Origin of the sequence: Mycobacterium sp. 852002-51057_SCH5723018 (assembly GCF_001667035.1) — a bacterium.
In the GTDB taxonomy this organism is placed as follows: domain Bacteria; phylum Actinomycetota; class Actinomycetes; order Mycobacteriales; family Mycobacteriaceae; genus Mycobacterium.
This window is the reverse complement of the sequence record NZ_LZIR01000070.1, coordinates 34,956-49,772: the sequence shown is the minus strand read 5'-3', so window position 1 is coordinate 49,772 and position 14,817 is coordinate 34,956. Positions and strand designations below refer to the sequence as shown.

Below are 14,817 nucleotides of genomic sequence, written 5' to 3'. Positions count from 1 at the left end.
GGACCCCCGTGCACAAGGCGGATCTACCGGTAGACGCTGGTGGGCACCTCTCGGCGACCTTTTGCGCGATGAATCACCGCAATCGAGTCGTAGAATTCGACCTTCTCCACCAGCGTTGTCGCCAGCGGCACCCGGAACTCGGTCAATCGATGCGAATCACCCACTCGGAAATCGAGTTCCCGGCTGCCGGGCGTTTGGTACTGGGCATGCATGGCATCGATCAGCCACTTCGTGAGGTCAGCGAACGACATGGGAGTGTCGCGGTACGGCCGCCAGTAGTTCGAGTGCAGATCCTCGACCATGTAGACGCCACCAGGGGCCAATCCATTAGGGAAGAGGAACCGAAACGTCTGTGCGATATGGGAATTCATGTGACTGCCGTCGTCCAGAATCACATCGAACGGGCCCAGCTCATTGACCACGCCCTGTAGGAAGGAGATGTCCGTTTGGCTTCCAATGCGAACATGCGTCCGCCCAGAGGCATCGTCGAACTGCCGAGTGGCCGGGTCGATGTCGACGCCAACGATTGTCGACTCCGGATGGAGATAACGCCGCCACATCTGCAGCGAGCCGCCGCGCGCCACACCGATTTCGAGCATCCTTATGGGACGTGAGCGGAATGGGGCCAGCGCCGACTCATAGGCGGGCAGGTAGTGGAGCATCTTATGGATGTTTGGTATCTCCGAAAAAATCGAGGCCAGCTCGCCCTCTGGGGCGGGCATGTCGGAGGCGGTCCACGTTACTTCCCTGCCGAGGTCCGGACCGAGCGCCTTGAGCATGCGGCGACGGCCCCGATACTGGGAGTGGTACGTCAGGAAAGGCGGGCGCGCCGTAGGCACCAGGCCGACGGCAAACAAGCCCTCGCGAATACGCTTGCTCAAATGAGATGGCACACGAAAACCTTTGTAGCGGTTGAAGTCTCAGCGGGTGAGTCTTGGGTCAATGTAAAAGTAGCAAACATGGACGCCCCCCGTGACGGGGCCACGCGTCATGTTAGACGGTTCGAGTCCGGCGCACCGCCATATGTGCCAGCAAGTCGGCAGCGACACGGTAGTCGGACGCGCGAATTTGCCGACGCGAGCTGCACGAATAGCCTTCGCGATCGGTCTCTGCTAACTTTCTGAACACACTCGGATGCTATGAGCTCACCTTGAAACTCCGAACCATGATGCGCTTGCAATACGAGCGCAACTCCCGTCAGCTGGCCGCGACGCCCTCCTACCTGGCTGCCGCACGCTACCGGCTCCGCGGCAACGCATTGCGCTTCATTCGCGAAACGCATCAGGAGTTGCCGTCCCAGCCACCGCCCGACCGCCGCACGCTGGTCTTGTTCGCGCACTACGATCTGCAGGGCATCGTCGACCCCTATGTCGTCTACTACCTGGAGGCGCTGTACGGCTTGGACGCGACCATCGTTTTCGTGTCCGGCTCGCCCACGCTCAGCCCGGAGTCGGTCGCGCCCATCAAAGCGTTGTGCGCGGGTATTTTCACGCGCCGCACCCTGTCCCTGGATTTCGGCTCGTGGCATCTGGCGTGGTGCATCCTGCGGGAGCGTGGCTGGTCGCTCGAGCAGTTCGACCGGTTGGTCATCGCCAACGACAGCGTGTTCGGTCCGCTGTATCCCATCGAAGAAATGTGGGGCTCCTTCCGTGATGCCGACATGTACGGCGCCATCGAAAGCGCCGAGCAGTCCCGGCATCTGCAGTCGTTCTTCCTGGCGTGGGACCTCAATTCGCGCACCCGCGCGTTCCTCGACGAGTTCTGGGATGGCTTTCAGTACATCGTGGACAAGGACATCCTCATCCAGCAGTACGAGATCGGCCTGTCCGAGCGCGCTCGCGAAGCGGGGCTGAGTGTGAAACCGTTCATCCCGGTCGACGCCATCGAAGCGGCTTACCGGCTCGCGCCGGCGCACGAATGGACCGACATCTTGTCCGGGGAGCCCACCAACAACACGCTGTACTTCTGGGACGGCCTCATCGAATACCTCCGATTCCCCTTCCTCAAGGCGATCCTGCCGCGACACAACCGGCCGTGGCACGACTCCATGGCGCACTTGCGCGACTTCATCGAACGCCACACGAACTACCCGTACGAATTGATCCAATCGAACCTCGACAGGCTGGGCTGCGGGCCGTCCTCCTGGGTCAGGCCGCCGGCGATCCAGTCCTGACGACTGCTCTCCGAGAAGCCTTGCGCGCCAGGAATTTACGCAGACGAGGCCGGCTAGGCGGGAATCTCGGCGGCCACGTCGAATTCGGCGAACGTGCGTAACATGTCTTCGCGCAGCGCATCCCGGGAGTTCGTCCTGCCACAGAGGTATGCGTTGACGGTAATGAAGATCTTCTGGTGGACCCGTCCCGAAACCGCAAAGAGCTGGCCGCCTATGCGTTCCAGGGAGCGCCTGCTGATCCCCGGTTCGACCAATCGTCCCGACGCGAAGTCCGCCTCGGTGCCATCCGGGCGGTTCACCGCCGGGGGCATGTCTCCGACGTTGGAGCAACCGATGGGAAGGCGGGCGGCCCCCAGCCCCATCCCCGTCGCCCGGCGCGCGATCCATTTGGGCGTCAAGGACGTCAGCGGCAGCGGTCCCAGCAGCTCCTCGGTGATCTCGGACAGGTCGGCGAATGCCTGCTTGAACTCGAGCCGAAGTTCCCCGAGGTCGGTGCACAAGTGCGTCGGCTCGACCGAAACGACCGGAAACACCACGGCGTTGCCGCGCGTGTCGTCTTCGGTGCGGTCGCTGATCGGAAACGAAAGTGTGACCGTGCCGTCGTCGCAGACACGCCCCATTCTCACGCCGAGCCTGGCCGCCCACCCGGCTAGCAGCGTAAAGCTGTTACCACCAATGCCTTTCGCGCGTGCGTCCCACTCCGCGAGATCGACATACGCAGTGACAGAAGGCACCACCACCGGCTGATCGTCTCCGACCGTCCGTGCCGGCGGCGGGGCCGATGCGATCGACGCGGCGACGTCCTTGCGCCTGCGCCGGGTGATGCGGACCGTCGCCGCCACCGCCCGCGCCAGTTCGGGCACCGAAGCGATGGTTTGCCGGGCGTCCTCCCGCAGGGCCCGCCCGCGGGTGCGCGAACCGGGATGCGGATAGCCCAGGTAGCGCGTCCTGCCGTTGGCCGCGTCGGCGATTGCCTGCAGAATCCCGAGCCCGTCCACCAGCGTATGGGAAGTCACCAGGCTGATCGCGGTCCCGCCGTCGTCGAGCGGAAGTACGCCCAGGTGAAAGCTGGGTCCGTATTCGGGATCGAGCGGCAGGAGCGTGCGCTCATTGAGCCACCCGCTCAGTTCCGCTCGTGGACGCGGTGTTTCAGCGATCTCGATGTCTGCGGGGCCGCGGGAAATGACCCAGCGATCACGCGCGAAGGGCAACGGGGACCGCTCGACCCGTCGTCCCAGCAAACCGTAACCAAGGTTACGGTGGAAACGGCGCAATCCCTCGATATCTGCCGGCCGATCGTATATCCAGCTGAATTGGACCAGCGCCCCGTAGCCAAGCGCCCGCAGACCCAGGAAAGACGCCTGGTCCATGTGTGCGAGTCGATTGTCCACCGCGTCTAAGGTAGTTTATGCGCCGGGCCGGTGGGCAGCGATTTTCGGTTGTCCGGCTACCAGGCACCCACGGTGCGGTGGGCCACCGGGCGCGGCGGCGGTTGGTGCGGTTGTAACCTTGCCGTTCCTGGCCAGAAACACTCTTGACGAAGGTAATCTCTTGTCCGTGGTTCAGACTTCGATTCCGGGCGTGCTGCGCGAGCGCGCCAGCCTGCAGCCCAATGACACGGCGTTCACATACGTTGACTATGACCACGATTGGGACGGCGTCGCGCAGACCCTGACCTGGTCGCAGCTGTATCGGCGAGTGGTGAACCTCGGTGAGCAGCTCAGGGCCCGCGGGTCGACCGGTGACCGGGCACTCATACTGGCGCCACAGGGGCTGGACTACGTCCTCAGCTTCCTGGGCGCGCTGCAGGCCGGGCTTGTCGCGGTTCCGCTTTCGGTTCCCTTCGGCGGCGCCCACGACGAACGCACCATCGCCGTGCTGGCCGACACATCGCCGTCGGTCATCCTCACGACGTCATCGGTCATCGAGAATGTCCGCGCGTCGGTGCAGTCGCAGCAGGGGCAATCGGAACCCTCGATTGTCGAAGTCGATTCGCTGGACCTCGAATCGCGGCAGCGCCCCACGGGCCCGAGGCCCCGCGCCGCCGCCGGTGACGGGTCGGACTTCATCTATCTGCAGTACACGTCGGGGTCCACCCGGACGCCGGCCGGCGTCATGGTCTCGAACAAGAACGTCTTCGCCAATTTCGAACAGATCATGGGCGACTTCTTCGCGCCCGAGGGTGGGGTAGTCCCTCCCGGGACCACCGTGGTGTCGTGGCTGCCGCTCTACCATGACATGGGCCTGCTGTTGGGCATCCTGATGCCGATTCTGGCGGGCGTACCGACGCTGCTGAGCAGCCCGGTGGGGTTCTTGCAGCGACCGGCCCGCTGGCTGCAATTGCTGGCCCGCAACGGCCGCACGATTACGGCGGGACCGAACTTCGCGTACGAGCTCGCGGTGCGCAAGACGTCCGACGACGACCTGGCCGGGCTCGATCTGGGTGGCGTGCACACGATCCTCAACGGTAGTGAACGAGTGCAACCGGCGACCCTCAAGCGCTTCGCCGACCGGTTCGCCCGCTTCAATTTCGACCCCCGGGCGCTGCGGCCGTCGTATGGCATGGCAGAGGCGACGGTGTACATCGCGAGCCGTCAGGTGGGTGAACCACCCAAGATTGGTCAGTTCGACTCGGAGAAATTGCCCGCCGGCCAGGCCATCCCGCGCCTGGATGGAAGCGGCACACCGCTGGTCAGTTACGGAAGCCAGCAGTCGACGCTGACGCGCATCGTCGATCCGGACACGGCCAGCGAGTGTCCTGATGGGACGGTCGGGGAGATCTGGATACGCGGCGAAAACATTGCCTTGGGCTATTGGCAGAAACCCGAGGAGACCCAACGCGTCTTCGGCGGAATGATCGTCAACCCTTCCGAGGGCACGCCCGAGGGGCCGTGGCTTCGAACCGGTGACTCGGGCTTTGTCTCGGACGGCGAGTTGTACATCATCGGCCGCATCAAGGACCTGTTGATTGTCTACGGGCGCAACCATTCTCCCGACGACATCGAGGCCACCATCCAGGAGATCACCGCGGGCCGCTGCGCGGCGATAGCGGTTCCGGACAAGGGCGTGGAAAAACTGGTCGCCATCATCGAGCTGAAGAAGCGCGGCGAGTCCGACGAGGAGGCGGCCGACAGGATACGCGGCGTCAAACGCGAAGTCACGTCGGCGATTTCGAAGTCTCACGGCCTGAGCGTGGCGGATCTGGTTCTGGTATCGCCCGGTTCGATCCCGATCACGACGAGTGGCAAGATCAGGCGGTCACAGTGTGTTGAGCTGTACCGGCAGGACGAATTCGTCCGGTTGGACGCCTGAATTCCTTCTTTTTAGGACCGGTTCTTACGCGCCGGGCCCGAACAACGGAAGCGGTTGGCTGGCGTCGACGTCGGCGGGTTCTTCGCCGATCTTCTCCCCGTCGGCGTGATGCCCGTTGCCATTCGCTTTCCCGTTGCCATTGCCATTGCCGTTTCGGTTGCCTTTGCCGTTGCTGCCCAGGCTGATTGGCCGGCGCGACTCGATGTCCTGCCCGAACAACGGTAGGGAGTGCGCGGGATGGCGCTCCTGCTTGGGCTTGGCGCTGCCCACGCTGGCCTTCGCCGAATCCAACCCCGACTGTTGCAGATCGTTGGCCAGGTGCTCCGGCAGGCCGCTGAGGTCGAACAACGGAAGCGCGTGCGAGGGAACACGTTCGATCGACCGCTTGCCATTCGTCGCCGCCGGGGTCGCGGGCCTCGCCTTGCGCTTGGCGCCGGCCGGCCGGGGCCGCTTCTTGGTCCGCGGCTTGTGGCTGGGGGGGACGAGTTTGAGTCGGACCAGCAGATCGTCGGAAAGCCACGGCCGTTCCGGTTGTCCGACCGCCTCGCGGGCGACCGGCGCACCGGGGGCCGCCCAAGTCTCGCGGCTGGGTATCACCTTCATCCGGACCAACTGATCGGTCAACTGGTCCAGCTGCTGCTGCTTCTTCTGGTGCGCCGCGACAACCTGCGCGGCGCTCTTGCCCAGATGCGAAGGCCACCAGTTCTTCTGGCCGATCAGCGCGGCCATGGCCGGCACCGTGATCGTGCGGACCAGGAAGGTGTCGATCAAGATTCCCATGCCGAGGATGAAGCCGGCCTCGGCCATGGTGTAGATGCTGGCGGTCATCAATCCGAACATCGAGGCGGCGAAGATCAGACCGGCCGAGGTGATCACGCCACCGGTCGAACCCACGGTGCGAATCACGCCGACACGCACGCCGTGCGGCGACTCGTCGCGGATGCGGGAGATGAGCAGCATGTTGTAGTCCGCGCCGACCGCGACAAGCAGGATGAAGGACAGCCCGGGCAGGCTCCAATGCAGGTTCTGCCCAAGGATCATCTGGAACACCAACACGCCGAGACCCATGGCGGACAAGTACGAAAGCAGCACCGAACCAATGAGATACAGCGGCGCGACGACCGCCCGCAGCAAGCCGACCAGAATCAGGAATACGATGAGGATGGTCGCGAAGACGATGAACGCGATGTCGTCGTTGTAGTAGGTGCGCGTGTCGTCAAGCCCGCTGGGAAGACCCGCCACCCGCACCTTGGCGTCCGACAGCTCGGTGTTCGGCTGCGCCGATTGCGCCGCCCTGATGATCTTCGGGATCTGATCCATGGCGTCGGTGGTGAACGGACTGAGGGAGCTTTGGATCAAATACCGCGCTGCGTGCCCATCGGGAGAGAGGAAGATGGCCGCGCCCTGCTTGAACTCGTCGCGCGTCATGATCTGCGGTGGGATGTTGAAGCCGGCCATCGAGGGCTTGGCGTCGGTGTCGTGCTTCATGCTCAGCAGGAACTGCGACGCCTCGCCGAGCCCGCTGCCGATCTTTCGGGTCTGATCGACCAGTTCTTTGACGCCACCGGCGATGGCTCGGCTGCCGTCGGCGAGGGCATTGGCGCCCTGCTGCGCCTGGCTCATCGTGTTTTGCAGGTTCTTGATCGTCGTCAGGGCGTTGGACGCCTGGGTCAGCGTCTGCTGGACCTTGTCGAGTGTCTGGCCGATGGTCTGCGTCTTCTGCGCCGCTTGCAGGTTGCGGGCCATCGCCTTGATCGAGGTGAGGGTGCCGTCGTTGTTGGCCTGAACCATCGCCGCCAACCCGGAGCGCGAGCTCACACAGCCCGGGTCGGCATTGCAGTCCGGACTGTTGTTGAGCGCCACCAACATCGGTGTGGCCCATGCGGCGATGGTTTCCGTATTCACCGTGGACGCGTTGAGATTGTCGCCGAGCGATTTCATCTGACCGGTGAGCGAGGCACCCTGGTCGAGGGCGGCGATGGTCTTGTCGCCGCCCGCCAGCTGCTCCATCGTCATCAGCGCCGAGGCCACGGGGGCGAGGCTGCTCACCGCCCCGGTGACCTGATCCCGAAGCTGGGCCAGGGCGTCGGCCAACTGATTGGAGCCGTTGACCAGCCTGTCCAGATCGTTCCCATGCTCATTGATCGCGCGGGATCCGTCGTCGAGTTTGGTGCCAACTTCGCCGGCTTGGAATGAGATCTTGGTCTGCTCCAGCGGTTCTCCGTTGGGCCGGGTCAACCCCCGCACCATCGAGATGTCCGGCAGCTGGCTCACCCGGCTGGCCATCTGCTCGAGGTCGGCGAGGGCGGTCGGCGTGCGCAAGTCGTGGGAGGGTGACTGGATGAAGAGCACCATGGGTGTGAGCGCGTTCATCGGGAAGTGGCGATTCATCGCGTCGTATCCCTTGGAGCTGTCCACGGACGCGGGCATGGTCTTCAGATCGTCGTAGTTGAAGCGCATCACGGTCGTGCAGCCGGCCAGCGCGATCAGCACCACCAGGCTTCCGATCAGATGGATGCGCGGCCGGCGCACGACGCGCGTTCCCATGATCCGCCACGTACGAGTGGTCAGGTCGCGTCGGGGCTTGATCCAGCCGCGTCGTCCGGCGAGCACCAGCAGGGCGGGCAGCAGGGTGATCGCACACAGGAATGAGACGATGACCGAGATCGAAATCGCCGGCCCGACAGCCGAAAACACTTCCAGTTTGGTGAAGACCATCGCCAGGAAGGCGACCGCGACGGTGGCCGCAGATGCCGCGATCACCTTGCCGATCGACATCAGTGCCATCCTGACCGCTTGGTCAGAATCCTCGCCGCGCCGCACATAGTCGTGATAGCGGCTGATCAGGAAGACGGCGTAGTCCGTTCCCGCTCCGACCATCACCGCCGTCATCAGGACGAGGCACTGCAGGTTCACCGGCAGGTCGAACACGTTGCTCAGCCCGGACAAGACGCCCTGCGACGTCCCGATGGACGCACCGATGTTGAGCAGCGGCACCAACATGGTGACCAGGTTGCGATAGATGACGAACAGGATGAGGAGTACGGCCAGCACGGTGCCGATCTCAATGAAGTGCGCGTCTTCCATCGCCATTTCGGTGGCGTCGGCGAGGGTGGCCTCCGGTCCGCTGGCGTAGGCGGTCAGTGAAGTTCCCGCGGTGACCTTTTTGGCGATGTCTTTGACGTGGTGGTAGCTAGCGATCGTCGACGGCGCCGTGGCCGCGCCGGGGAAAGAAACCGGCAGGATGAAGGCCTTGCCGTCCTTGCTCGCCAGGACTTCCCGCATCTGCGGGTTGGCGAGGAAGTCCTGCACCGTCAGCTTGTCCTGGGTGTCTTTGTGCAGCTCGTCCACCAGCTTGCGGTAGACGTCCTCGTCGGCCGGCGTGATCCCCTTCTCGTCGGTCAGCAGGATCATCAGAAGGGAACCGCCACCGCCCAGCGGGTTTGCGCCACCCGCTTCGGTGTCTCCGGGCTTCTTGCCTTGTGTGGGGCCTTTCGAGGCCGGGGAATCCGCAGCCAGTGGAGCGAACGCCTTCGCCATTTCCTGGTTGGTGACGATCGTCGGGGCGTTGTCGGGCAGCGGCTTCTGCTCGCGCTTTCCGGCCTCCACCATCAGCGGGGGAAACACCAGCGCCAGCGTGGCCGCGACCGCTATCCAGCAGGCGATGACAAGCAGCGGCCACCGCACCACGACATCGCCGATGCGGTCGAACATTCCCCCAGGCTTGGCTGCCTCGCCCGTGCCAATGCGGCTCGACACGCAAACAACCCTACAATCAAGCCCCCGCGCGCGCCGGATAATCAAGATCTACACAGCCGCCGTGATATTGCCGTGATCTTGACGGTGAACCCGCTGGTCAGGGGGGCGATCGCTGGGCCGGAGCGGGTGGGCTGTGAGCTATTCGACGGTGGCGGGCGACGAAAGGTGTAAGACTCTGCGGGTGGCCACGAGATTCCGCCTGCAGTCCAATCCGTTGATCGGGAAAATCGCTACCAAGTACCTTCTGCCCCTCGGAACCCGCCAAGTCGGCGACGACGTGGTGTTCTTCAATTTCGGCTACGAAGAAGATCCGCCAATGGCGCTGCCGCTCAACGCATCCGACGAGCGCAACCGCTACTGCATCCAGCTCTACCACGTCACCGCTGCCCAAGTGGACCTCACCGGCAAGAAGGTGCTCGAGGTCAGTTGCGGAGCCGGCGGGGGAGCTTCCTACATCATGCGCAACCTGGGCCCCGCCTCCTACACGGGCCTGGACCTGAACCCGGCCAGCATCGAGCTGTGCCGTAAGACCCACCACCTGGCCGGTCTGGAATTCGTGCAGGGCGACGCGCAGAACCTGCCGTTTCCCGACGAATCCTTCGACGCGGTGATCAACGTCGAGGCCTCGCACCAGTACCCCGACTTCGCACGTTTCCTCACCGAAGTGGCCCGCGTGCTGCGCCCGGGCGGCCATTTCCTCTACACCGACAACCGCCGGCCCCAGGCGGTCTGGGGCTGGGACAAGCTGCTCTCCGAAGCCCCGCTGCGACAGCTTTCGCAGCGAGACATCCTCGAAGAGGCCAAGCGCGGCCTGGAGGCGAATACGCAGCGGTCACACGAGGTGCTCAGCCGCCGCGTGCCGCCGATTCTGGCGCGCGCGATCCGCTATGGCGTCGGTGTGATGGACCGGGATCTGGAACGGGACGGCGGCATCGCCTACCGGCTGTACTGCTTCGTCAAGGACTGACGGGGCGTGGTGACTCGAGCTTGTCGGCCAGCTGCCGGGCTCTGGCGAACTCGGTAACGCGCGCGTCGGCCAACAGCTTGACCCGCGAGCGCCGCTCCGGCCCGAGCAGCGCGGCCCCCAAGCACATCGCCGTCCACTTGAGCACCCACCACACCCGGGCCGTGACCCGAACCACGGTGGGTGACGCCGGGTCGACGATGAGCCAGGTGAGGATGCGAAGGTGGTCGAGCCAGTTCCGCCGCGCCTTCAAGATGCTCAGCGATGTGGTGCCCACCGAGTGCGATCGAACCGAAAGTTTCTGCGGCACAAAGCAAACCTCGCAGCGCAGCATCAGGCGTAGCCAGAAGTCCAGGTCGACCAACTGGTAGATGTCGTCGCGCAGGCCGCCCACGTCCTGGGCGAGCTGCCGACGGAACATCACGCAGGTTGGTTCACCGATCCAGTTGGCTCCGCCGGCCTGCAGCATCATCTGCGCGACCAGCGTCGGCCCGTGGTTGTATCTCCGCAGCCACGGAAACCAGATGTGGGCCGGTCCCAACCTCCGGTGCAGCGGGACGTTCTTGTCGTTGATCACGCGGCGCGGCGCGAACACCATCCCCACCGCCGGATCGTCGAAGTGGGGGACAAGCGTGCGTAGCGCTCCCGGCATCAGCCAGTCGTCGCCGTGGACGAACTGGATGTAGCGGCCGCGCGCCAATTCGATGCACTTGTTGTGATTGCCGTTGAGACCGAGATTGGGCTGGTTGCGAATCAGCCGGTCTCCGGGTCGCAGCATGGAGGCGGCGATTGCGGCGCAGTCGTCGGACGAATTGTCGTCGACGACGACGAGTTCGAAGTCGGCTCCATCCTGCTCCAGGACGCTGCGCAGACAACGCTCGATCGTCTTGCTGTTGTTGTACATGGGCACGCACACCGAGATCGGCGGGCTGGCCGGCAAGTCATGGACCTCGTTGGCGTTCACCTAGTTACCTTGGGCGATCAGAGACTGCTTATGCCCTGGACCAGGGACGCAATGCCCATCACCGCCAGCATGGTCTCGACGATCTGCCGACGATGAGCAGTGATCCAGCCGTTCATTGCCATCATCACCGATTGCGTTCTTTGCGGCGCCGCCAGGTAGCTGACCAATGGAATCTCGATGAAGACAAGGACTAGGAGGATAAAGACGATGAAGGCGACGAACTGTGTGCCGGCAGCGGCCCGCGAACCCATGATGACGGTCAGCGCCATTGGGCCTTCGATGGGCGGAAAGGTGGACATGAGACCGACCACGAACGCGGGCCAAGCGAAGCCGGATTCCAGCATTTCGTGGATGCGGGTCGCCATAAGCGAGAACAGAGTCCGTTTGGGTTCCTCCGGCAGGGCATCCGATGAACCGCCGCCCCCTACCGATACGGGCACCGGCGCCGCCACTTGAGCACGATCGCGAACCAGCATGACCGCCAAGGCAACCAGCGCGAGCACCCCAAGAGTGATGCGAAGGTGTTCGCCGGTGAGGATTATCACCGCGGACCTCACGTCGTTGATCGTTGCCGCGGCGGCTTCAATGGCGACCAGTGCAACGTCGTGCAGCAATATGAGCACGGCAATCCCGACCGTGACACCTGCGATCATGCCGCCCACCCAGAAGGCGAGCAAACTGACGATGGCCTGCCGACGTGACATCAGGACAGCCGCGATGCCGATCCGTACGGGATCGATCAACATCGCAAAACCCAGACAAAAAACGTAAGTCCACATCAGTCTGGGACGTTACTAGGTTGGGCCGTATCTCGCGGCGTAACGGGCGAATTCGCTGACTTCATGACTAACTGGTGGGGCACCCAAACGTCGTTGACCATCTCAAACACCCACCCGGACGGTCTGCTCCAAGAGATCGGCGGCGGTGGCAACGCCGACGGCCGGTTTCGTCAGCCGCGGGGCGATCTCGCGGGCGCGGGCCACGTAGTCCGGCGCCAGGATCTTGCGCAGCCGGGCCACCAGGGACTTTCGGGTGATGTTCGAAAGGCGCTTGGCGGAACCGACTTTCAGCCGTTTCACCTGGGTCGCCCAGATGAACTGGTCGGCCACGTCCCACAGGATCAAGGTGGGCAGTCCGGCCCGCAGGCCCGCCGCGGTGGTGCCCGCGCCGCCATGGTGCACCGCCGCGCGGCACATGGGCAGGATCGTCGAGTAATTGAGCTGGCCGACGAGCTTCACGTGGTCGGCGTGCGGAATGGACTCGTCGCCCGAATAGATCAGCGCCCGTTCACCCAGTTCGGCGCAGGCGTCGGCGATCATGGCCACCGTCTCGGCTGGGGATTGGACCGGGGTGCTGCCAAAACCGAAGTAAATCGGCGGTTTTCCCGCGGCGATCCAGGACGCGACCTCGTCGTCGGTGTGCGCCGCCAGCTCCAGCGACAGCGCGCCGACGAAGGGGCGCCGGTCATTCCACTCCGCCGCGAGCCCGGGAAACACCGCTTGGTCGTAGGCCTGGATTTCCAGGGTTCCGCCGTCGGCCATCCGTTGCCAAGCGGAAACCGCCGCCCGCGGCAGCCCCAGTTCGCGGCGCTGCGCGTCCTCGTCGGCCTTGGTGATGCGTGAATACAGCCACCAGCCCGCCTTCAGCGTGGTGCGCACGGCGGGCGCCGGCGACGGCAGGAACGGAACGCCGATCTGGCCGTTGACCCGCACCGGGAAGTGATGCAGCCCCGCCACCGGAATGTCGTGGTACTCCGCCACATTGGCGACGACCCCGTGGTAGGTCTGGCCCGTCATCAGCAGATCGGCGCCGTCGGCCAGCGAGGTCAGCGTCCGGCTCATCCCCGCCCAGCCCTCGACGAAAAGCTCCCGGAGGGAACGCATGAAGCCGGCCGGGTTTTGGACCTTGAAGGCGTTGTGCGTGAAATCCGCGACGGCGACGATCTGCTCCCGGGTGTCGGGCCCGTAGGCGACGGCGGAAACCCCGGCCGACTCAACGAAGTCAACCAGGTTGGGCGGCACCGCCATTCGGACCTCGTGTCCCCGGCGGCGCAATTCCGCACCGACTGTCGCGCAGGGCTCGACATCGCCGCGAGTCCCATGGGCGGCCAGAACAAACTTCATCCGCGCAACTTTCAGTTGCCAGACGGGTGGGCCAAGTCTTCGACGCCTACCTGGCTACGCGAACCGGCACCGCGGCCAGGCGGCCGGCGACCACCCGCTCGAACACCGACTTCATCGCGTCGGTGAAGCGGATCACGGACTCCCGGGCAACCGGGTTGTTCGGGTAGGACACCATGATCGAGACCTCGTCGAACAGCCGGAACACCGTGGAGTACATGTATGCCGGGCTGCGCCCATCGGTGAACGCCGTCGCGTTGACGCCGTCCAGCGCGGTGGCGACGATGGCCGAAAGCGGAGGCAGGCCCGCGTCCATGTAGCTCATCATCGTGAACTGCGGCCCGTGCCTGCGCAGCCAGGGCGCCAGCTCCAACACCCGGTCGAACGGCACATTCGACAGGTCCATGTTCTCGTCGAACGACGCCTGGGCCGCGCGGGCGGTTTCGGCGAACGAGTTCGGGTCGACCGGCACGGTGAACGGCACCACGCCGGTGAACCAGCCCACCGTCATGAAGTCCGCCGGACTCTTCCGCTTGTCGGTGGGCGTCAGGCCGTAATACGTTTCGGCACCGGTCAATTCGTAGTGCGCCAGCGCCGAGCAGGCGAACAGCCCGCCGCTGAACCGGGCACCCGCCTGTTGGCACAGCGCTTCGAACTGAGCCGTTTGCTCCGGGCCCAGCAGCCGCTCCACGTGGACGTCCCCGCCGCACGGAATCGACTGGTCACCAAGCGGCAACGGGAAGTCGGGCAGCGTTCCGCCGTTGGCCTCGGCGAACTCGATCCACTTTCGCACCTCGGGCGACTCCAGGGTCATGCTGGAGACGCACTGGCTCTCCCGCATGCAGAAGTCGTCATAGCTGGCCGCGGGCGGCAGGGTGACGGGCGCCTTGCCCTCGAGCAGGGCGTTGTAGTTCATCACGATCTCCACATACAGCCCGGCGATCAGCATCGGGTCGCAGTGCAGGTGGTCGACGACCGCGTACAGCGAGAAGCGGTCCTCGTGCTGAATGATGCCGAACCTGAAGCAGTCCCAGTGCAACGGGTCGGGCGTGGCCAGCACGTGGTCCTGCCACTCCTGCTGGGTCAGCACGCCGTACTCCTTCGCGACGAACTGAATGTCGCGAGGGTTCTTCAGGGTGTGCCGAACGATGTTCTTCGCGTCCGTGTACTCGAACCAGCTGTGGTAGGTCGCGTGACGGCGAAGGTGCGCGTTGATGACGTAGGTCATGGCGCGGATGTCGCACCGGCCGGGCACCTCCCAGGACCCCATGACCGCCCGCGAGTAGTCCAGCCCCCGGTCGCGGAACTCGACGAAGCCCCGCAGGTGGCCCCCTTGCATCGAGCTGGGCGGCACCGGGCTTACCGGTGCCTGGCGTGCTTTCGCCGCGCATCCCGGTGTCGGCTCCCAACTGACGACCGTCCCCCCCAACCCCGGGTCCCAATCGTAGGCGTTGCCAACGCGCAGGCTGTCGTGCTCAGAGCCTCCACCTATGAACACGTTTCCCTCCTTAGTACCGACCTGTCC

10 protein-coding genes are annotated in these 14,817 nt (G+C 64.6%); 3 read left to right on the top strand and 7 right to left on the bottom strand.

The features are described from left to right. Nucleotides 1–23: 23 nt before the first annotated feature. Nucleotides 24–893: a class I SAM-dependent methyltransferase gene (locus A5764_RS13325; RefSeq protein WP_231989702.1), complete on the bottom strand. Its 870-nt coding sequence runs from the start codon at nucleotides 891–893 to the stop codon at nucleotides 24–26. 272 nt (nucleotides 894–1,165) lie between these two features. Here A5764_RS13325 and A5764_RS13320 point away from each other — a divergent pair, with 272 nt between their 5' ends. Continuing rightward, nucleotides 1,166–2,173, top strand: a complete 1,008-nt coding sequence (locus tag A5764_RS13320; protein ID WP_067113972.1) for a rhamnan synthesis F family protein — start codon at nucleotides 1,166–1,168, stop codon at nucleotides 2,171–2,173. Between the two features lie 53 nt (nucleotides 2,174–2,226). Here A5764_RS13320 and A5764_RS13315 read toward each other — a convergent pair whose 3' ends face one another. Continuing rightward, nucleotides 2,227–3,543, bottom strand: coding sequence for a hypothetical protein (locus A5764_RS13315; RefSeq protein WP_067113971.1), 1,317 nt, complete (start codon nucleotides 3,541–3,543; stop codon nucleotides 2,227–2,229). Between the two features lie 187 nt (nucleotides 3,544–3,730). On the opposite strand from A5764_RS13315, the gene A5764_RS13310 reads away from it, so the two are divergent. Beyond that, entirely contained in the window at nucleotides 3,731–5,485 is a 1,755-nt protein-coding gene (locus A5764_RS13310) for an AMP-binding protein (RefSeq protein WP_067113970.1), read from the top strand. 24 nt (nucleotides 5,486–5,509) lie between these two features. Here the strand turns inward: A5764_RS13310 and A5764_RS13305 are convergent, their stop codons facing one another. Then, nucleotides 5,510–9,232, bottom strand: a complete 3,723-nt coding sequence (locus A5764_RS13305) for an RND family transporter (protein WP_369807321.1) — start codon at nucleotides 9,230–9,232, stop codon at nucleotides 5,510–5,512. Between the two features lie 124 nt (nucleotides 9,233–9,356). Between A5764_RS13305 and A5764_RS13300 the strand changes: the two genes are divergently transcribed. Then, nucleotides 9,357–10,211 carry a phthiotriol/phenolphthiotriol dimycocerosates methyltransferase gene (locus A5764_RS13300; RefSeq protein ID WP_231989711.1) on the top strand — a complete coding sequence of 285 codons (855 nt, stop codon included), beginning with the start codon at nucleotides 9,357–9,359 and terminating at the stop codon, nucleotides 10,209–10,211. Here the strand turns inward: A5764_RS13300 and A5764_RS13295 are convergent. From A5764_RS13295 to A5764_RS13280, 4 genes are all read right to left on the bottom strand, one after another. Further along, entirely contained in the window at nucleotides 10,201–11,172 is a 972-nt protein-coding gene (locus A5764_RS13295; protein ID WP_067113967.1) for a glycosyltransferase family 2 protein, read from the bottom strand. The two genes, A5764_RS13300 and A5764_RS13295, sit on opposite strands and share 11 nt — an antisense overlap. 17 nt (nucleotides 11,173–11,189) lie before the next feature. Further along, the gene (locus tag A5764_RS13290; protein ID WP_067113966.1) at nucleotides 11,190–11,951 is read right to left on the bottom strand and encodes a GAP family protein; all 762 of its coding nucleotides are present in this window, start codon (nucleotides 11,949–11,951) and stop codon (nucleotides 11,190–11,192) included. 102 nt (nucleotides 11,952–12,053) lie between these two features. Further along, the gene (locus A5764_RS13285) at nucleotides 12,054–13,295 is read right to left on the bottom strand and encodes a glycosyltransferase (RefSeq protein WP_067113965.1); all 1,242 of its coding nucleotides are present in this window, start codon (nucleotides 13,293–13,295) and stop codon (nucleotides 12,054–12,056) included. Nucleotides 13,296–13,341: 46 nt separating this feature from the next. Beyond that, a complete protein-coding gene (locus tag A5764_RS13280; RefSeq protein ID WP_082951683.1) occupies nucleotides 13,342–14,790 on the bottom strand; it encodes a condensation domain-containing protein in 1,449 nt (482 codons plus the stop codon). Between the last annotated feature and the right edge of the window lie 27 nt (nucleotides 14,791–14,817).